16 protein-coding genes and 1 tRNA gene are annotated in these 19,644 nt (G+C 46.2%); 14 read left to right on the forward strand and 3 right to left on the reverse strand.

Annotated elements, in window-relative coordinates:
* Positions 1-6: 6 nt before the first annotated feature.
* From rluB to NHB35_RS04455, 14 genes are all read left to right on the forward strand, one after another.
* On the forward strand, positions 7-1,761 hold the full coding sequence (gene rluB / locus NHB35_RS04390; protein WP_353433181.1) for a 23S rRNA pseudouridine(2605) synthase RluB: 1,755 nt from the start codon (positions 7-9) through the stop codon (positions 1,759-1,761).
* 183 nt (positions 1,762-1,944) lie between these two features.
* Positions 1,945-2,436, forward strand: a complete 492-nt coding sequence (gene rimP / locus NHB35_RS04395; RefSeq protein ID WP_353433182.1) for a ribosome maturation factor RimP — start codon at positions 1,945-1,947, stop codon at positions 2,434-2,436.
* The gene (gene nusA, locus NHB35_RS04400) at positions 2,433-3,914 is read left to right on the forward strand and encodes a transcription termination factor NusA (protein WP_215389758.1); all 1,482 of its coding nucleotides are present in this window, start codon (positions 2,433-2,435) and stop codon (positions 3,912-3,914) included. Before rimP ends, nusA begins: the two co-directional genes overlap by 4 nt.
* A gap of 13 nt (positions 3,915-3,927) precedes the next feature.
* The gene (infB, locus tag NHB35_RS04405) at positions 3,928-6,681 is read left to right on the forward strand and encodes a translation initiation factor IF-2 (protein ID WP_353433183.1); all 2,754 of its coding nucleotides are present in this window, start codon (positions 3,928-3,930) and stop codon (positions 6,679-6,681) included.
* A 12-nt stretch (positions 6,682-6,693) separates the two neighbouring features.
* Positions 6,694-7,062, forward strand: coding sequence for a 30S ribosome-binding factor RbfA (gene rbfA / locus NHB35_RS04410; protein WP_353433184.1), 369 nt, complete (start codon positions 6,694-6,696; stop codon positions 7,060-7,062).
* Between the two features lies 1 nt (position 7,063).
* Complete coding sequence (gene truB / locus NHB35_RS04415; RefSeq protein ID WP_353433185.1) at positions 7,064-7,975, forward strand: tRNA pseudouridine(55) synthase TruB; 912 nt, start codon at positions 7,064-7,066, stop codon at positions 7,973-7,975.
* A 58-nt stretch (positions 7,976-8,033) separates the two neighbouring features.
* Positions 8,034-9,851: a translational GTPase TypA gene (typA, locus tag NHB35_RS04420; RefSeq protein ID WP_353433186.1), complete on the forward strand. Its 1,818-nt coding sequence runs from the start codon at positions 8,034-8,036 to the stop codon at positions 9,849-9,851.
* 92 nt (positions 9,852-9,943) lie between these two features.
* Positions 9,944-12,295, forward strand: coding sequence for a Tex family protein (locus NHB35_RS04425; RefSeq protein WP_353433187.1), 2,352 nt, complete (start codon positions 9,944-9,946; stop codon positions 12,293-12,295).
* 10 nt (positions 12,296-12,305) lie between these two features.
* Positions 12,306-13,214 (forward strand): pseudouridine synthase, encoded by a 909-nt coding sequence (locus tag NHB35_RS04430; protein WP_353433188.1) that lies wholly within the window; start codon positions 12,306-12,308, stop codon positions 13,212-13,214.
* Between the two features lie 34 nt (positions 13,215-13,248).
* Positions 13,249-13,503: a hypothetical protein gene (locus NHB35_RS04435; protein ID WP_353433189.1), complete on the forward strand. Its 255-nt coding sequence runs from the start codon at positions 13,249-13,251 to the stop codon at positions 13,501-13,503.
* 85 nt (positions 13,504-13,588) lie between these two features.
* Complete coding sequence (gene dusA, locus NHB35_RS04440; RefSeq protein ID WP_353433190.1) at positions 13,589-14,674, forward strand: tRNA dihydrouridine(20/20a) synthase DusA; 1,086 nt, start codon at positions 13,589-13,591, stop codon at positions 14,672-14,674.
* A 54-nt stretch (positions 14,675-14,728) separates the two neighbouring features.
* Positions 14,729-14,804 (forward strand) — tRNA-His (locus NHB35_RS04445).
* Positions 14,805-14,884: 80 nt separating this feature from the next.
* The gene (locus NHB35_RS04450) at positions 14,885-15,670 is read left to right on the forward strand and encodes an SUMF1/EgtB/PvdO family nonheme iron enzyme (RefSeq protein ID WP_353433191.1); all 786 of its coding nucleotides are present in this window, start codon (positions 14,885-14,887) and stop codon (positions 15,668-15,670) included.
* Positions 15,671-15,673: 3 nt separating this feature from the next.
* Positions 15,674-17,002 carry an AAA family ATPase gene (locus NHB35_RS04455; RefSeq protein WP_353433192.1) on the forward strand — a complete coding sequence of 443 codons (1,329 nt, stop codon included), beginning with the start codon at positions 15,674-15,676 and terminating at the stop codon, positions 17,000-17,002.
* Positions 17,003-17,006: 4 nt separating this feature from the next.
* Here NHB35_RS04455 and NHB35_RS04460 read toward each other — a convergent pair whose 3' ends face one another.
* From NHB35_RS04460 to NHB35_RS04470, 3 genes are all read right to left on the reverse strand, one after another.
* Positions 17,007-17,345: a hypothetical protein gene (locus NHB35_RS04460; protein ID WP_353433193.1), complete on the reverse strand. Its 339-nt coding sequence runs from the start codon at positions 17,343-17,345 to the stop codon at positions 17,007-17,009.
* Positions 17,346-17,386: 41 nt separating this feature from the next.
* The gene (locus NHB35_RS04465) at positions 17,387-17,680 is read right to left on the reverse strand and encodes an ADP-ribosyl-(dinitrogen reductase) hydrolase (RefSeq protein WP_353433194.1); all 294 of its coding nucleotides are present in this window, start codon (positions 17,678-17,680) and stop codon (positions 17,387-17,389) included.
* 356 nt (positions 17,681-18,036) lie between these two features.
* The gene (locus NHB35_RS04470; protein ID WP_353433195.1) at positions 18,037-19,626 is read right to left on the reverse strand and encodes a gamma-glutamyltransferase family protein; all 1,590 of its coding nucleotides are present in this window, start codon (positions 19,624-19,626) and stop codon (positions 18,037-18,039) included.
* Positions 19,627-19,644: the final 18 nt, after the last annotated feature.

Below are 19,644 nucleotides of genomic sequence, written 5' to 3' on the forward strand. Positions count from 1 at the left end.
TTTGTAATGACAAGTTCTCACGATAACGATTCAGCCCCAGCAGTCCCCGCAGTAGCTCCTAGCCAAACCGAACATCAGCCTCCTGTCCAACAGGTTGGCTCAGATCAGTCGGAAGTTGGGGAGCGTAGCTCGCGTGATGATCGGGGTCCACGTCACCCGCGACGCGCTGGAACGGGTAAGCACCCCTTTAACAAGAAGCGCCCATTTAATAAAGACAAGCAGCGTCGTGATGGAGACCAGCAAAATGCTCCGCGCGAAGGGGGCGGTAATCAGGGGTCTAAGTTCGCCCCCAATGCAGCAGAGGCGGAAGCTTTATTTGCCTCCGTAGTATCTGGTGAATTTGATGCGGCATTAGATGCTCCAGAGGTAGTAGAGGTAAAGAATCCCGAAGGTTTAAATGAGAGTGAAATCTCGCATCAGACGGGTGCTGAGCGCCGTGCGCAACGCGCACAGAGATCGCGCGAAGATGAAGACTCTGATGCGCCTACGGAAGAAGAAATGAGCAGTTTGCAATTTGCCAATATTGATGAATTGCCTTTGAGCTTACGTGATGAAGTTTGGTCCGATCTTGATGGATTGGATGACGAAGCGGAAGACGAAGATACTGTTAAGTTACACAAGGTATTGGCGGATGCTGGCATGGGTTCACGCCGTGACATGGAAGATCTGATTATTCAGGGTCGCGTGTCAGTCAATGGTTTGCCTGCGCATATCGGTCAACGCATTGGGCCAACCGATCAAGTCCGTATTAATGGCAAACAAGTTCATCGCAAGATTCAGACAAAACCACCGCGTGTGATTTTGTATCATAAGCCTGCCGGTGAAATCGTTAGTCAGTCAGATCCTGAGGGTCGTCCAACTGTATTTGATCGTTTACCAAAGCCTCGTCAGGGGCGTTGGATCGCGGTAGGGCGCCTAGACTTTAATACCGAAGGTTTGTTGTTATTTACAACTTCTGGTGAATTGGCTAATCGCTTAATGCACCCACGCTATGGCGTAGAGCGTGAATATGCTGTGCGTATTTTGGGTGAGCTTAGTCAAGAGAACACTGCGCAACTGAAGAGCGGTATCAAACTCGATGATGGGCAAGCACGCTTTTTACGTTTATCAATGGGTGGTGGCGATGGTGCCAATCGTTGGTATCACGTTGCACTGACTGAAGGTCGTAATCGTGAAGTGCGTCGTATGTTTGAGGCAGTGGGTCACACCGTATCTCGCTTGATTCGTACTCGCTATGGCATGTTCTTATTGCCTCCGCGTCTACGTCGTGGCAAATGGGAAGAAGTAGAGGCTGGTGGCATCTATAACTTGATGAAGTCTGCTGGCTTAAAAATGCCGCAACCGCAAGACAAGGGTCGTAATCCCAATTCAGGCGGTCAAAGTCGCAACCCTGAAGGTATGGATTTCCAGCCTGACCCAATGCAAACCTCAGTTTCTTATTGGGGCTCACGCGATGCCTTAACTTTGGCTAGTGGGCACCATGGAATGACCCATCAGGGTAAGAATGCCAAATCTGGTGGTTCTGGAGATGGTCGCGGACCCTTCCGGGGTCGTACTCAGGGTGGCAGACCTGGGCAAGGAGGTCAGGGTGGTAATGGCCAAGGTCGAAATAAGGGCAAGAAGGTGCACCACGGCCAGTCTGCTTTTGTCGCTGGAAACCCCCAGAATCCGGGTAGTGGCCCTAAACGGGGTGCGCCAAAAGGTAAAAAACCTTTTCATAAGGGCCTCAGAAAACCTCGAAATCCTGGCGAAAGCTTCTGATTTTTAACAGTTTTCCCTAGAAATCCCTTCAAAAATCCGCTACAATTTAGGACTTGTAGCACAAATAGCTGCAAGTGTTGTTACCGACTGATGTTGCGATCAACGTAAGTCGGCCTGTTCTGAATTTCAAGAATATGGGCTTTGAAGCCCATTTTTTTTTGCCGTTTTAGTTTGAGGGAAATTGTGAGAGATCAGCAGATCATTGCTGCAGAGTTGGAAAACCTAGGTTACACGCTAGTCGATATCGAGCGTGAGGCCGGCGGTTTGCTGCGCGTCACAATCGAAAACCCTGACTATGAACGATTGATTACGGTGATGGATTGTGAAAAGGTGAGTCATCAATTGAGCTACACCTTGCCGGTCGAGAACATTCCTTACGAGCGCTTGGAGATTTCTTCTCCAGGCTTGGATCGCCCAGTGAAGAGCGCTGCGGATTTTGAGCGTTTCGCTGGTATGGAAGTGGATTTGAAGTTACGTGTTGCTGTTGGTAACCGTAAAAATTTTCGTGGTGTGTTGCAAGGTTTGCTGAGCGGTGAATTGAATTCACCTGATGCGAAATTTGGTTTGGTGTTCGAGGCAGCTGATGGTCAGCCGTCTCAATTGGAGTTTTCTTTAGCCGAGGTCGATAAGACTCGGTTGGTCCCTGTTATTGATTTCAAAGGAAGAAAGTCATGAGCCGAGAAGTTCTCATGTTGGCAGACGCGCTAGCGCGTGAAAAGAACGTTGATCAAGCGATTGTGTTTGAGGCGCTTGAAATGGCGTTGGCATCAGCCACAAAGAAACGTTATGCAACCGAAGACGTGGATATTCGTGTATCGATCGATCGCGATTCAGGTGAGTATGAAACCTTTCGTCGCTGGTTGGTAGTGCCAGATGAGGCTGGTCTTCAAGAGCCAGATAAGGAAATTTTGCAATTTGAGGCTAAAGAGCAAATTGCTGATATCGAAGTAGGTGACTACATCGAAGAGCAGATTGAGTCTTTGGCTTTTGGTCGTATTGGTGCGCAAGCTGCTAAGCAAGTCATTCTGCAGCGCATTCGTGACGCTGAGCGCGAACAAATTTTGAACGACTACCTAGAGCGTGGCGAGAAAGTCATGACTGGTACTGTTAAGCGTGCCGATAAAAATGGTTTGATTATTGAATCAGGCCGTGTTGAAGCACTGTTGCGTCGTGATCAAATGATTCCAAAAGAGAACTTGCGTTCTGGTGATCGTGTGCGCGCATACATCCTTAAGGTAGATCGTGAAGCACGTGGCCCGCAAATTGAACTTTCTCGTACTTGCCCAGAGTTCTTGATTAAGTTATTCGAGAATGAAGTCCCAGAGATGGAACAAGGCCTTCTTGAAATTAAGGGTGCCGCTCGCGATCCAGGCGTACGCGCAAAGATTGCTGTAATTACTTATGACAAACGCATTGACCCAATCGGTACTTGCGTTGGCGTTCGTGGAACACGTGTTACTGCGGTGCGTAACGAAGTTGCTGGCGAAGCGGTAGATATTGTTTTATGGTCTGAAGATCCAGCGCAATTTGTGATTGGTGCCTTGGCCCCAGCGCAAGTATCTTCTATCGTGGTTGACGAAGAGCGTCACGCAATGGATGTGGTAGTTGACGAAGAGAATTTGGCAATCGCGATTGGTCGTAGCGGACAGAATGTACGCTTGGCAAGTGACTTGACTGGTTGGCAGATCAACATCATGACTCCTGAAGAGTCAGCAGAGAAGACAGAAAAAGAGGCTTCATCTGTGCGTCAGTTGTTTATGGACAAGTTGGATGTTGATCAAGAAGTTGCTGATATTTTGATTGAAGAAGGCTTCAATACATTGGAAGAGGTGGCTTATGTACCGCTTTCTGAAATGTTAGAAATCGATTCGTTCGATGAAGACACTGTTAATGAGCTGCGTACGCGCGCTCGCGATTCTTTGCTGACCATGGAATTGGCGAAAGAAGAGCGTATTGGTGAAGTGTCACAAGACCTGCGCTCATTGGAGGGCATGACCCCTGAATTGATTGCAAAACTTGCTGACAATCAAGTGCATACCCGTGATGACCTCGCTGAACTAGCTGTTGATGAGCTGGTAGAGGCAACACAAATTGACGAAGAAACTGCGAAAACGCTCATCATGAAAGCGCGCGAACATTGGTTTACTTCATGAGAGGAAGTAGTACATGGCAACAACAACAGTAAAAGTACTCGCTAAGGAACTGAAAAGATCCTCGGCTGACCTCTTGGAGCAATTAAAGGCAGCTGGGATCGAAAAAGGTTCTGAAGATGAGAGCATTACCGATAAGGACAAAACAGCCTTACTTGAGTATTTGCAAAAAGCGCATGGCAATGTTGAGACGGGTGCTCGTAAAAAGATTACCTTGATCAAGCGTGAGAGTTCTGAGATTCGTCAGGCGGACTCTGCTGGACGCACTCGCACCGTGCAAGTTGAGGTTCGTAAAAAGCGGGTCTTGGTGAAGCGCGGTGATGAGACTGCAGCTCCTACTGCCGAAACCGCAAAACCAGCAAAAGCTGCTCCAGCTGCACCATCTAAACCAATTCTGACAGAAGAAGAGTTGGAGAAGCGTGCGGCAGAGGCAACTCGTCAAGCTGAGTTGTTGGCACGACAAGAAGCTGAAATGAAGGCTGCTGAAGAGGCTCGTCAAAAAGAGGTGGCGACACCATTAGAGAAGGAAGAGCAGGCAACAAAAGAAGCGTCTGATGCTGCAGCTGAGAAAAAAGCGAAAGCAGATAAAGCGGCAAAAGAATTAGCTGCTGCTAAAGAGAAAGAGTTAGCTGATCTTCGTGCTCGACGTGCTGCTGCTGAGGCGGAAGCTTTGGCGATTCGCGACATGATGAGTGCACCAGCACGTGTCTTAAAGGCGCCAAGTGAAGTTGCTGCTGAAGAAGCGAAAAAAGGAACTCTACACAAACCTGCAAAAGCAGAAGGTGCTGAAGAGAAGAAAAAGCCAACCAAGGTTGGTGGTAAGACGATTAAGTCTTCTGAAACTTCATCAACCTGGCAGGAAGAGGGCGCCAAGAAGCCTAGTGGCGGATTGAAGACTCGCGGAGATACTTCCGGCGGTGTTGGTGGATGGCGTACAGGCGGAGCTCGTAAGAAGCAACGTCAAATTGCCGAGGCAAACGTGGATACCAATTTCCAAGTGCCTACCGAGCCTATCGTGCGCGATGTCAATGTTCCAGAAACAATCACTGTTGCTGAGTTGGCTCATGCCATGGCAGTGAAAAGTGCAGAAGTCATTAAATTGTTAATGGGTATGGGCCAGATGGTCACCATTAACCAAGTGCTCGATCAAGATACTGCGATGATTATTGTCGAAGAAATGGGTCACCGTGCCCATGCTGCGAAATTAGATGATCCAGATCTCGATCTTGGTGCTGAGGGTCATGATGCGGAACTATTACCACGCCCACCAGTGGTTACGGTAATGGGTCACGTTGACCACGGTAAGACATCTTTGCTCGATAAGATTCGTACTGCAAAAGTTGCCTCAGGTGAAGCAGGAGGCATTACTCAGCATATTGGTGCATATCACGTAGAAACACCGCGCGGCATGATTACCTTCCTTGACACTCCAGGTCACGAGGCGTTTACCGCAATGCGTGCTCGTGGTGCGAAGGCTACGGACATTGTGATTCTGGTAGTTGCAGCTGATGATGGCGTGATGCCGCAAACCAAGGAAGCGATTCACCATGCAATTGCTGGTGGAGTGCCATTGGTGGTTGCGATTAATAAGATTGATAAACCCGAAGCAAATCCAGAGCGTGTAAAAACAGAATTGGTTGCAGAGCAAGTGGTTCCTGAGGAATACGGTGGTGATGTGCCATTTGTTCCAGTTTCTGCCAAATCAGGCGAAGGGATTGATGCATTGTTGGAGAACGTTCTCTTGCAAGCAGAAATCTTGGAGCTCAAGGCACCTAAAGATGCGCCTGCTCAAGGTCTTGTGATCGAAGCAAGATTAGATAAAGGTAAGGGTGCTGTGGCAACCGTTCTGGTTCAGTCAGGTACCCTCAAGCGTGGCGACATGTTGTTGGCCGGATCTACTTTTGGACGTGTTCGTGCAATGTTGGATGAAAACGGCAAGCCTTGTAATGAGGCTGGTCCTTCTATTCCGGTGGAGATCCAAGGTTTAGCAGAGGTGCCTGCCGCTGGTGAAACTGTTCAAGTGGTTCCAGATGAACGTAAGGCTCGTGAGATTGCACTCTTCCGTCAAGGCAAGTTCCGCGATGTGAAGTTGGCTAAACAACAAGCCGTCAAACTTGAAACCATGATGGAAAACATGGGTGAGGGCGCGATTGAGGCGAAGCTGTTGCCATTGATCATCAAAGCAGACGTACAAGGCTCTCAAGAAGCCTTGGCCCAATCTCTAATGAAACTATCTACGCCAGAAGTGAAGGTGCAGATTGTTCACGCGGCTGTGGGCGGCATTACTGAAACTGACGTGAACTTGGCTGTTGCCTCTAAAGCTGTGATTATTGGCTTTAACTCTCGTGCTGATGCAGCTGCGCGTAAGCTTGCTGAAAACAATGGTGTTGATATTCGTTATCACAACATTATTTATGACGCGGTAGACGAAGTGAAACTCGCCTTGAGCGGTATGTTGACTCCAGATAAGAAAGAAGAAATCACTGGCTTGGTTGAGATTCGTCAGGTCTTCTTGGTATCGAAAGTTGGCGCAATTGCTGGTTGCTTGGTGGTTGACGGAGTTGTTAAACGCACATCTAGCGTTCGTCTCTTGCGTGATAACGTGGTTATCTGGTCTGGTGAGCTCGATTCGCTTAAACGCTTTAAAGACGACGCAAAAGAAGTTCGCGCCGGAGTTGAGTGCGGTCTGTCGCTAAAAGGTTACAACGATATTAAAGAAGGCGATCAACTCGAAGTATTTGAAGTAACTGAAGTTGCCCGTTCTCTGTAAGTTGTAGTCGATATGCACAAGACTAGTCCGCATCGTAACCAGCGTCTCGCCGATCAAATTCAGCGAGACCTGGCTGAGCTCATTCCGCGTGAGCTACGTAGCTCTAGTCTGGGATTGATCACTCTGCAAAGCGTTGAGCTATCTCCAGACTTGGCTCACGCCAAAGTATTTTTTACTGTATTGGGTGCTGAACCTGAGCATGCTTTAAATGCATTGCAAGAAAAAGCAGGCTATTTGCATTCATTACTATTCAAGCGTTTGCACATTCATACTGTGCCAACTTTGCATTTCCAATATGACAACTCAGTAGAACATGGTATTGAAATGTCCAAATTGATCGATAAAGCAGTGGAGAGCGATCATCAGGATGAGAATTCTTAATATGTCCACGCGGATTGACGGAGTGGTTTTGCTTGATAAGCCAGCAGGAATGAGTTCTCAAGGTGCAGTTACCGCTGTGAAGCGCGCATTCAATGCTGAAAAAGCAGGTCATACCGGCACTTTAGATCCAATGGCAACAGGCTTGCTACCGATTTGCTTGGGTGAAGCCACTAAATACTCGCAAGATTTACTTGAGGCAGATAAAACCTATGTTGCTCAAGTCAAATTTGGTTCTCGCACTGACACGGGTGACGCAGAAGGTTTGGTTATTGAAGAATTGCCGCTGCCTAAATTTGATAATCCAGATGATATTCGTAAAGCATTAGATGCTTTACTGCCAAAATTTACAGGGGCTATCTCACAAGTGCCTCCAATGTACTCAGCATTAAAGCGTGACGGCAAACCTTTATATGAATACGCACGCGCAGGAGTCGAGCTTGAGCGGACCCCGCGTGACATTGTGATTCATAAAATTCGTTGGACCAATATTGCCTGGCCTCAAGCAACCCTAGAGGTGACTTGTAGCAAAGGCACTTACATTCGTGTACTGGCTGAAGACATTGGTAACGCTCTAGGTTGCGGTGCCCATTTGGTGGGTTTGCGCAGAACAGAAGTGGGTCACTTAAGCTTAGAACACTCTTTTACAATTGAGTCGATTCAACAGGCTATACACGATAGCTCTAGCTATATTCTTCCGGTAGATGCGCTTTTGCAGACCTTGCCTCACTTAACAGTGGATGAGCAACAAGCAAAACGATTAGAAATGGGTCAACGTGTCCCACTCAATTTGCCGTCTATCGAAGCATTGGTGCGTATTTATCGTGCCACTGCTGCACCACATAACTTTATTGGAACTGCTGATTGGCGTTCTGGGGTATTGCATCCAAAACGACTTATTTCGCAGGCACACTAAGGCAACCCAAGCAGAACTAACCACCCATTTTTATTATTTTTAACTTTAGAAGCTTCACATGACTAAACGCGCACTTCGTAATATCGCCATCATCGCCCACGTTGACCACGGTAAAACTACCTTGGTTGACCAACTTTTGCGTCAATCGGGTACCTTCCGCTCAAATGAGAAAGTGGCCGAACGCGTCATGGACTCAAACGATCTTGAAAAAGAGCGTGGCATTACCATTCTGTCCAAAAACTGCGCAGTTGAATATGACGGTACTCACATTAATATCGTAGATACACCTGGACACGCAGACTTTGGTGGTGAGGTAGAGCGTGTGCTGTCGATGGTGGATGGCGTACTCTTGCTAGTTGATGCCGTTGAAGGCCCAATGCCACAGACTCGCTTCGTTACTAAGAAAGCGTTGGCTCTTGGACTTAAGCCGATCGTTGTTATTAATAAAGTGGATCGTCCAGGCGCTCGCACCGACTATGTGATTAATGCTACTTTTGAGTTGTTTGACAAATTAGGTGCTACCGAAGAGCAATTAGATTTCCCAGTGGTATATGCCTCTGGATTGAATGGTTATGCCGGCATGACTGATGATGTGCGTGAAGGCGATATGCGTCCTTTATTTGACACAGTTCTCAAGCATGTGCCAGTACGCGACGATAATCCGGACGGACCTTTGCAGCTACAGATTACCTCTATTGAATACAGTACTTATGTTGGTAAGATTGGTGTTGGTCGTGTTAATCGCGGTACTGTAAAGCCAGGCATGGATGTGGTCTTTATGGATGGTCCAGAGGGCGTACAGCGTAAGGGTCGTATTAATCAAGTATTAAAGTTCCGTGGCTTAGAGCGTGAATTGGTTGATGAAGCCCAGGCGGGTGACATCGTATTGATCAACGGTATTGAAGATTTAGCAATTGGTACTACTGTATGTGCACCTGATACTCCTGATGCATTGCCAATGCTCAAGATTGATGAGCCAACTTTAACTATGAACTTCATGGTGAACACAAGCCCATTAGCGGGTCGTGAAGGTAAGTTTGTTACTAGCCGTCAAATTCGTGAGCGTTTGGATCGCGAGCTTAAGTCCAATATGGCATTGCGCGTCAAAGACACTGATGATGACACCGTATTTGAGGTATCAGGCCGCGGTGAGTTGCATCTCACTATCTTGGTAGAAACAATGCGTCGTGAAGGCTATGAGTTAGCTGTTTCGCGTCCTCGCGTGGTTTTCCATGAAGAAGATGGCGTCAAGATGGAGCCATATGAGAACTTGACTGTAGACGTTGAAGACACTACTCAAGGCGCAGTGATGGAGGATTTAGGTAAGCGTAAGGGCGAATTGCTCGATATGGTCAGTGACGGTAAAGGTCGAACCCGTTTGGAGTATCGCATTCCTGCGCGTGGTCTGATTGGTTTCCAGGGCGACTTTATGACTATGACCCGCGGTAATGGTTTGATGAGTCATACATTTGATTCATATGCGCCAGCTAAAGAGGGTATTTTGGGCGAACGTCATAACGGCGTATTAGTAAGCCAGGATGATGGCGAGGCAGTAGCTTACGCTTTATGGAAATTGCAAGATCGTGGCCGTATGTTTGTAAGCCCAGGGGATCCTTTGTATGAGGGTATGGTGATTGGTATTCATAGTCGTGATAACGACTTAGTTGTAAACCCTATTAAGGGTAAGCAGCTCACTAACGTTCGTGCATCAGGTACCGACGAAGCAGTTCGCTTAGTGCCACCAATTGCACTCAATCTTGAGTATGCAGTTGAGTTTATCGATGATGATGAGTTGGTTGAAGTAACACCAAAGAGTATTCGTATTCGTAAGCGCTACCTCAAAGAGCATGAGCGTAAAAAAGCCTCACGCGAATAAGTAAGTCTCAGTATCACCACAAAAGTCACCTGAGGGTGGCTTTTGTACTTCATTGAATTCAATATTCCAAATATAGAAAATTAATTAAATTCATGTTGCCATCTATAGAACAACGCCTTGCCCAAGAGTTATCCGCCAAGCCTAACCAAGTGGCGGCTGCTATAGCCCTATTGGATGAGGGTGCAACCGTCCCATTTATTGCCCGTTATCGCAAAGAAGCTACTGGTGGTCTAGATGATGCACAGTTACGCCTATTGGAAGAGCGATTGGGTTATTTACGAGAGCTTGAGGAGCGCCGCAAGACTATCGTGGCGTCTATTGAAGAGCAGGGTAAGATGACGCCTGAGTTGCTCAAAGCCATCATGATGGCTGAAGATAAGACGCGACTAGAGGATCTTTACTTGCCTTATAAGCCTAAGCGCAGAACCAAGGCACAGATAGCACTAGAGGCTGGTTTAGAGCCTCTTGCTAACGATCTACTTGCAAATCCAAGTCTAGATCCTGAGATAGAAGCAGCGAAATATATTAAAGAGGCCTTTAAAAAAGAGCAGGGTGACAATGCTGGCGTGCCAGATACCAAAGCAGCGCTAGAAGGTGCTCGCCAAATCTTGATGGAGCGTTTTGCTGAAGATGCCAGCTTGGTTCAATCCCTAAGAACGTATCTACAAGATCATGGTGTAGTTGAATCTAAGGTGATTGCAGGCAAAGAGCAAGAGGGTGAAAAGTTCGCAGATTACTTTGACTACTCTGAGCCTATTAAAGCTATTCCATCTCATCGAGCGCTAGCCCTATTTCGGGGTCGTCGGGAGCAAATGCTGATGGTGAGCTTACGCTTAGATAGCGAGGAAGAAAAGCCGAAATGGGATTCACCGCACAATCCTTGTGAGCAACGCATTGCCAATCATTTCAAGATTAAAAATGAAGGTCGTCCAGCAGATGCCTGGTTAGCCGATACGGTTCGTTGGACCTGGCGCATCAAATGCTCTATGCATCTTGAGACAGAGCTCATGACTGCCTTGCGCGAGAGGGCAGAGACCGAGGCGATTAATGTCTTCGCTCGTAACCTTAAGGATCTCTTATTGGCTGCCCCTGCTGGCCCTAGGGTCACTATTGGCTTAGATCCTGGCATGCGCACTGGAGTCAAAGTTGCAGTCGTAGATGAGACCGGCAAGGTGGTTGATACCGATGTGATCTATCCGCATCAACCTAAAAATGATTGGGCTGGCTCATTGGCGACCTTGGCTAAATTGGCTCAGAAACATAAAGCAACATTGATTTCTATTGGCAATGGCACAGCATCAAGAGAAACCGATAAGTTGGCACAAGATTTAATAAAGGCTAAACCTGAACTAGGACTTACAAAGATCGTGGTTTCTGAGGCGGGTGCTTCAGTGTATTCCGCATCGGAATATGCTTCAAAAGAATTGCCGGGAATGGATGTTTCTCTGCGTGGCGCCGTCTCTATTGCCCGCAGACTACAAGATCCACTTGCTGAACTAGTCAAAATTGATCCAAAGTCGATTGGCGTTGGTCAATATCAGCACGATGTCATGCAAACCCAGCTCGCTAAATCATTAGTGGCGGTAGTTGAAGACTGCGTAAACGCCGTTGGCGTCGATGTGAATACCGCATCAGCCCCTTTATTGGCGAGAGTCTCGGGTTTGAGCTCAACGGTTGCCGAAGGAATCGTTGCGTATCGGGATAGTAAGGGTGCATTTAAATCTAGAGCGGATTTAAAGAGCGTACCCCGCTTGGGTGAAAAGACCTTTGAGCAGGCGGCAGGGTTCTTGCGCATCATGAACGGACAAGATCCTTTGGATGCATCTGCCGTTCACCCAGAATCCTATCCATTGGTTGAAAAAATTCTGAAAGACATTAAGAAGAGCGTTAAAGAAGTCATTGGTGATACCAATTTACTCAAGTCCTTATCGCCAGAGAAATACGCTGATGGGCAGTTTGGTGTTCCAACGGTCACTGACATCTTGAAAGAGTTAGAAAAGCCAGGAAGAGATCCACGTCCAGAATTTACGACTGCTACTTTTAAAGAGGGTGTCGAAACGATTGGGGATCTGAAGGCCGATATGGTATTGGAAGGAGTGGTGACCAATGTTGCCGCCTTTGGTGCTTTCGTGGATATTGGCGTTCATCAAGATGGCTTGGTACACATCTCGGCTTTGTCTAATACCTTTGTTAAGGATCCCCATACAGTTGTTAAGGCGGGTCAAGTAGTGAAGGTAAAAGTGCTAGAGGTAGATGAAAAGCGCAAGCGCATAGCTTTAACGATGCGTTTATCAGATGAAGCCCCTAAGACTGGTTCTAGAGTCGAGCAAAGACCTCAAAACAGACCAAAGCAAAACGAAATTAAGAGACCACAAGAGGATCGAAGACAGGCGCCTCTTATGAATAATGCAATGGCGATGGCTTTAGCAAAGCTCAAGAAGTAGTGTTTAGAATATGAGCAAGGTGAATTCAGAAGGGGTGTCAGCATCGCGGGTGTATTTACCAGCCGATCAATCACATCTGAATTTATTGCAATTTTTCATCGCTCAATTTCCACACATTGACGCAGGTGAATGGGAGATGCGTTTCGCTGAAGGATTGATATTAGATGCCGATGGTCAAGCCTTAGCGGCGAATGACCCATATCGTCCCAATGTCCACCTGCACTACTTTAGAAGATTGGCTCGTGAGCCAGAGATTCCATTCGAGGAGAGTATCCTTTTTCAGGACGAGCACTTGCTAGTCGCGGATAAGCCTCATTTTTTGCCAGTAACGCCTAGCGGTTTGTACTTACATCAAACACTACTTAATCGTTTGAAGAAAAAAACACAAATTCAGACGCTGAGCCCAATCCACCGTATAGACCGAGATACAGCGGGTTTAGTTGTCTTCTCTATTAATTCAGATGAGAGGTCGCAATACCAAAATCTATTTCGTGATCGAGTCGTAAATAAGGTGTATGAGGCAATCGCACCATACTCTGAAGCTTTAAATAAACGATTGCCATTTACATACCAAAGTCATCTTGAGGAATCGGAACACTTCTTACAAATGCAAGAGGTGGAGGGCGAGGCAAATACTGACACACAAATTGAGTTCATTGAGGTAAGTAAGCCATGGGCTCGATATCGCTTAATCCCTGGTAGCGGCAAAAAGCATCAACTACGTGTCCATCTAAATGCGCTTGGGGTGCCAATTAAAAACGATCAGATTTACCCAATTCTGACGCCATATCAAGAATACGAGTTGGACTTTACAAAGCCGCTGCAATTGCTAGCTAAGTCAATTACTTTTCAAGACCCTATTACAGGCGCACATAGGGAATTTTTCAGTAGTCAAGAATTGAAATTCGGATTAAATTGAAGCTATTAACTTAAGCATATAGGGAGTAATCAAGATGAGTAAAGAAGAGTTGGGTCCTGATGGTTTGCCAGGCCATGATTACTTTTTAGATGCAGTTAACCATATCGATGAGGCTGTGAAGAGTAATACCATTGCGATTGGTGCCGCAAAGGGAATCGTATTTAGTCTAGTTGAAACATTGGGTGCTATGGTTGGCGATCCTGACCTACCAAATCACCTCAAGTCTGGATATATGGGCGCCCTCGATTTAGCTGCAGAGCTTGAGGCTAAGCTTGAAAAGATGAAGTAGGGTAGCTAGTTCCTTCGATAGTTCAGGGCAACTTCGGTTGCCCTGATGCCTTTAAAATGAGGCATTGATCAATGCATAGATGTATATGAATAATGCCCCACAAAAGCGAATGGCAGTTGCTCCGATGATGGAGTGGACAGACCGTCATTGCCGCTCTTTTCACCGCTCTCTTAGCAAAGAAGCTGTCTTATATACAGAGATGGTGACCACTGGCGCGCTGATGCATGGCGATGTACCTCGTCACTTGGATTATTCGCGAGACCAGCATCCTGTTGTATTGCAGCTGGGCGGATCGGAACCAAATGATTTAGCAAAATCTGCTGAGCTGGCTCAGCAATGGGGCTACGATGAAATTGATTTGAATTGTGGTTGCCCATCAGAGCGCGTGCAGCGTGGGGCATTTGGTGCCTGCTTAATGGCTGAGCCTAAGTTAGTTGCTCAATGCGTTAAGGCAATGAAAGATGCTGTTGACATTCCAATTTCAGTAAAGCATCGATTGGGGCTTGATTCAATGGATGCTTCTAGCTCGAAAGAAGACTATCAATTTGCACTGAACTTCATTTTGTCGGTTGCTGATGCTGGTGCCAGTCAAGTCACCATTCATGCGCGTAACGCAGTTCTCAAGGGCTTATCTCCAAAGGAGAACCGTAGTAAGCCGCCTTTACGATACGAAGTAGCAGCTCAATTGCGTCTAGATGCTCAAAAGCATTTTCCCAACTTAAAAGTGTTGCTAAATGGCGGCTTAGAATCCAATGAGCAAATTGCTGGTCACTGGAATGATTTTGATGGCTTTATGGTTGGTAGAGCGGCGTATCATTTCCCCGCAATGCTTTTGGGGTGGGATGATTTAATTCGATCAAATGGTGATGCAGCGGGTTACCTCTTTAGTGAAACCGAATGGCATCGTATTCAGATTGCGTTAGTGAAACAAGTACAGGCTTGGTTTGACGAGTGCCGAGAAAAGGGCAAGCCGTTTTATATTGGCGCTTTCACAAGGCATATATTGGGCTTGGCTCATGGCAGGGCGGGTTCACGTTATTGGCGCCAGCGACTCTCAGATCATCACGCCTTAGCCAAAGTGCAAAGTAAGGCAGGGATTGCTGATTTCTTTATTGATGCCAGCCTAACCCTTGGTGATTGGGCTGCTTTTGAGCTCGAGACCGCAGAATAGGCTTGTTTTAGCGGGTTTTTGCCTAAAAAGGCTATAATTTCACCTTCTTCAGAGGCGGACGTAGCTCAGTTGGTAGAGTCCCAGATTGTGATTCTGGTTGTCGCGGGTTCGAGTCCCGTCGTTCGCCCCAGATACCCCCTGAGGCTCTCCAAAGATCTCCAATTATCCTTAAGGCTTCCTTAAGGAGCTTTTTCTATTACAGTCATCAAAATGAAAAAGTTTGATATTTACCAAATCCTATTTGGCATTTTGTTATCTGCTATCGCTTTGTATTTCCTATTGCGACCAAGCGCCAGTCAAAGTGCACCATCATCATCAATTCCAACCACACCTATTGCCAATCTCTCATGGGATCAAACGGAGATGACTATTGGTGATGTCAAGGCGTTTGCTGTTGCAACGGGTTTTGTTAGTGCCGCTGAGAAACAGGGTGGGGGATTATCGTATGAGACGGGCTTTGTTCAAAAACCGGGCTGGACCTGGAGAATGCCCTATGGTGTTCCAGCGGGCGATTTAGAACCAGCCGTTCATCTCAATCAAAAAGAAGCTGAATCGATTTGTCGGTATTACGGAAAACGTTTACCAACTGATGCGGAATGGACGTCTGCGGCATTTTTAGAGCAACGGTCTAACCCGCCAACTGGATTTATCAAAGGGCAACGCTATCCATTTCCGGGTGGTAGCACGCCGTTGGTCTCACATTGCTTAAATGGTTGCGGTGACTATAAAGGCCTAGCACCAGCGGGAGCGCTTAATCGCGGTACTGGTCACGTTAACACCAAGACAACAAAACCAGGCGTCAATGGCCTTTATGACATGGGCGGTAATGTATGGGAATGGACGTCAACTGAGCGTAATGGTGGGTACATTACTCGAGGTGCTTCATGGTGGTATGGCCCTGAGCGTCAGCAAGAGTCTGATGTGGAGTCTAAGTCGGGTGATATCGCTGTGGTCTATATTGGATTTAGATGTGTAGCCGACCTCGTGAAACAATAAGGGATGTCTTCCTCCATTACCCATTCTCCTGAAATCGAAATTACGCCAGACTATGAAGCGGTAATTGAGGCAATAGATCGTGGCGATCCTTATATCTTTGTTAGCGGTAAGGCTGGAACAGGTAAGACCACGCTGATTGGTTATCTACGAGAAACCATTGCAGGTAATGTGGTGGTTGTAGCGCCAACAGGAGTAGCTGCACTGCAGGTAAGGGGAGTGACAATTCATTCCTTCTTTAGATTACCTCCGCGTTTAATCTTTCCTGAAGAGGATATTAAGCCACTGCGTGATAAACGACTCTATAAAGATATTCGTTTGCTCATCATTGATGAGATCTCTATGGTTCGTGCAGATGTAGTGGATGCTATGGATTTATTCCTTCGCGAGAATGGACCTCAAAAAGGAAAACCCTTTGGCGGCATCCAGGTCATGTTTGTGGGGGACTTGTTTCAGTTGCCGCCCGTTGTATCGGCTGCGGATATGCAGGTGCTAGCAGATAGGGGGTATGAAGGCCCTTATTTCTTTTGCGCAATGGCGCTTCATCGTAAAGATGTCACGATGGTGGAGTTAAGTAAGATCTTTCGCCAAAAGGATGCCAGTTTTGCTAGTTTGTTAAATCAAATTCGCATTAATCAAGATGCTGATGAGGCGATCGATACTCTCAATGCCCAGTGCTATCGCAAAGATCAATCGGTTGATGAACAAACGATAACGCTCACCACTACTAATGCCAGAGCTGATCAGATTAATGCTGCCGGCCTTAAGGCTATCCAGATGGATGCCAAGGTTTATGTCGGCAAAACTACCGGTAAGTTCAATGTTGATGATCGCAATCTACCATCGCCTAATCAGCTCACTCTTAAAGTGGGTGCTAAGGTGATGTTTACTGCTACCGATCCTGGATTTCCGAAACGATGGGTTAATGGAACCATTGGGGTTGTGCGAGAGTTGCTACCTGACAAAGTAAAGGTCATGGTTCAAAATGGACCCTATTCCAATACAGTAGAGGTAACTGGACATCAATGGGAATCGTATCGTTACGACCATGACATGATGTCAGGAAAAATATTACCCAGCATTATCGGTACCTATGAGCAGATACCGCTCATATTAGCGTGGGCGGTGACCATTCATAAAAGCCAAGGAAAGACTTTAGATAAAGTCAAAGTAGATCTTTCATCTGGTGCTTTTGCTTCGGGGCAGGTTTATGTTGCCTTAAGTCGCTGTAAAACCATCGAAGGCATCACCTTGCAGAGGCCCATTGAACCAAGAGACTTGAGTTGCGATCAAGAAATCAAGCGCTTCTATCTTAATTGCTTGCCTGCTAAATAAGGTCTTAAGCAGCCCTTCTAATCTTTCTAATGGGACTTATTTTCGACTTGGATACTTTTTGTTTTTCAAGTGCTTCGCTAGCAATCAACTTAAATTCACCCTCAACAAATCTTTTCAATGCCTCACGCATCAGGGGTTGATATCCCATGTCATATTTTGTACCTAGAAGTTTAAATGACTCAATTAAGTCTTTCTCAAGACGAATTGAAATCATCTGAAGATCCAAAGCATCGTCAATTTGCGAGCCCAATTTTTTTTCTGCAGCCTTGGCATATTTAATTTCTCTACCAAAATCACCTTGATCCCAAGCTTCAGCACTATTTGGAGTTTTTACTTTTTTCATTTTTGCGATCATTGCTTTCCTCGCGTGTAAGTCATTACGTTTTAGCAGGGTATTGATATTGTATTGTATATACGAATTTCTGTAGAATTTGGCGGAAATGCAGTTTTTAAGTAAATCAGGTTCTTATCGAATACAAATACGATCTTAATTAATGCGCCACGATCATTTTCGGCAATAAACCATTCGGTTGGTGGCTCTGTAATGTGTTCAAGTCCTTTGTCCTCAAGATAGGAACGCGTTCTATTGAAAAAGCATTGCTCAACATCGCTACGGCTTATACCGTGCTTTTGCTCCAACTTTCTTTGAATTGCTGGGCTAATTACTAGATTTTGCATGCACCCACCTTTAATTGGTATATACAAATTTTACCAATTAAAGAATCTTCAATTTGATTGTCTATCAATCTCCACACTAGAAACCATGCTACTCAACCTAACAATTTTGAGTATATGTATTGATTAAAATTTTATTTCCTGTCTTCATATTTAAATCCTAATGAAAAATAATTCCAATGAATTTGATGGGCTGACTAAAGAGTCTCTAGTATCCAACAGGAGCGTAAGGGTAGGGTGGGGTATGGATGCTAAAGCCATCGCCACAGATGAATCTGATGATTTACTACTTAGTGATTTCTCAAATTTCGATGATCAAAAATTAGAGTGGTGACTTATTTATATCTACGTTTCTGTAATTAAAACCCAGCCGCCAAACCATCACGTCGATGGTCACTACCGGCGATATATGCAGAAATGGCATCATCACTGAGTTTGGCAATTGCTTGAGCGCTACCAAAATCTAAGCTGTTAGCAGGTTGAACGGCAACCTCGTGACCCATGGCTCTGAGTCCATCAACAATGCTTTGTGGCATTGCTGCTTCAACCGTGAGTTTTCCTAAGTCATCAATTCGCCAGCGTGGTGCATCAGAGCAGGCTTGGGGATTAAGATATTCATCCACAAAACGCATCACAAATTGAATGTGTCCTTGTGGTTGCATATTCCCGCCCATCACACCAAATGCCATTGCAGGCTTGCCATTCTTGTTTAAGAAGGCGGGAAGTATGGTATGGAACGGACGTTTACCTGGTCCAACTTGATTAGGGTGACCATCTTGTAGGCTAAAACTCATGCCACGATTATGGAAAGCGATTCCGCCAGGGGCAACCACGCCAGAACCAAAGCCTTTGAAGTTCGACTGAATATAAGAAATCATCATGCCGGATTCATCTGCGGCGCATAAGTAGACCGTGCCACCAGAATGGGGGTCGCCAGCACCATAGCTGCCTGCCTTATGATGATCAATTAATGCAGCTCGACTCGCTAGATAATCACGATTTAATAGACTCGATACTGGAACTGTCATAGAGCGCGCATCAGATACATAAGCATATGCATCGGCAAAAGCAATTCGCATTGCTTCAATTTGCAGATGAATGCGTTGTGCAGAGTTGGCTGGATATTGCTTCACATTGGCTGCCTGCAAAATTCCTAAGGCCATTTGCGCCGCAATGCCTGACCCATTTGGTGGTATTTCAAGAAGGGTGTACTCGCCATAGTCAAACGCTAATGGCTCAACCCAATCCGGTTTATTGTCTGCAAAGTCCTGCATCGTAAAGCAGCCACCAGTAGATTGCGCAAAATCCACCATACTTTGTGCAAGCGGGCCTTTATAAAATGACTCGCCTTCTGTTGCAGCGATTTCTTTAAGGGTTTTTGCTTGCGCTGGGTATTTCCAGATCTGACCTGCTTGAGGTGCTTTGCCGTCAATTAAGAATGATTCAGAGAAGCCAGGTTGGTTTTTTAGAATAGGGATTGCTTCACGCCATTGGCGCGCAATAACAGGTGAAACGGGAAAGCCATTCTCTGCATAATCAATTGCACGCTTGAATAACTGCGCAAAAGGGAGCTTGCCGAACTTTTTTGATAATGCAACCCAACCGGACACCATGCCGGGCACTGTTACTGTGCCCCAGCCAATTAAATCCATTGCTGATTTACTAGAAAAATACTCAGGTGTCCAAGCTGCGGGAGCGCGACCTGAAGCGTTTAGCCCATGAATTTGTTTGCCATCCCACAAAATGGCAAAGCCGTCCCCACCAAGACCGTTCATAGTGGGTTCAACTACTGTTAACGTGATTGCTGTAGCTAAGGCGGCGTCAACTGCATTACCACCATTTTGTAATGCTTCAATGCCAGCTTGAGTTGCTAGCGGCTGAGAGCTGGCAACCGTATTTTTAGCTAAAACAGGAGCGCGACCGCCACCAAAGGGAGGGGAAATTAACATGAACTAATTTTTCTGAAA

Source organism: Polynucleobacter sp. MWH-UH23A (genome assembly GCF_040409805.1).
Taxonomy (GTDB): domain Bacteria; phylum Pseudomonadota; class Gammaproteobacteria; order Burkholderiales; family Burkholderiaceae; genus Polynucleobacter.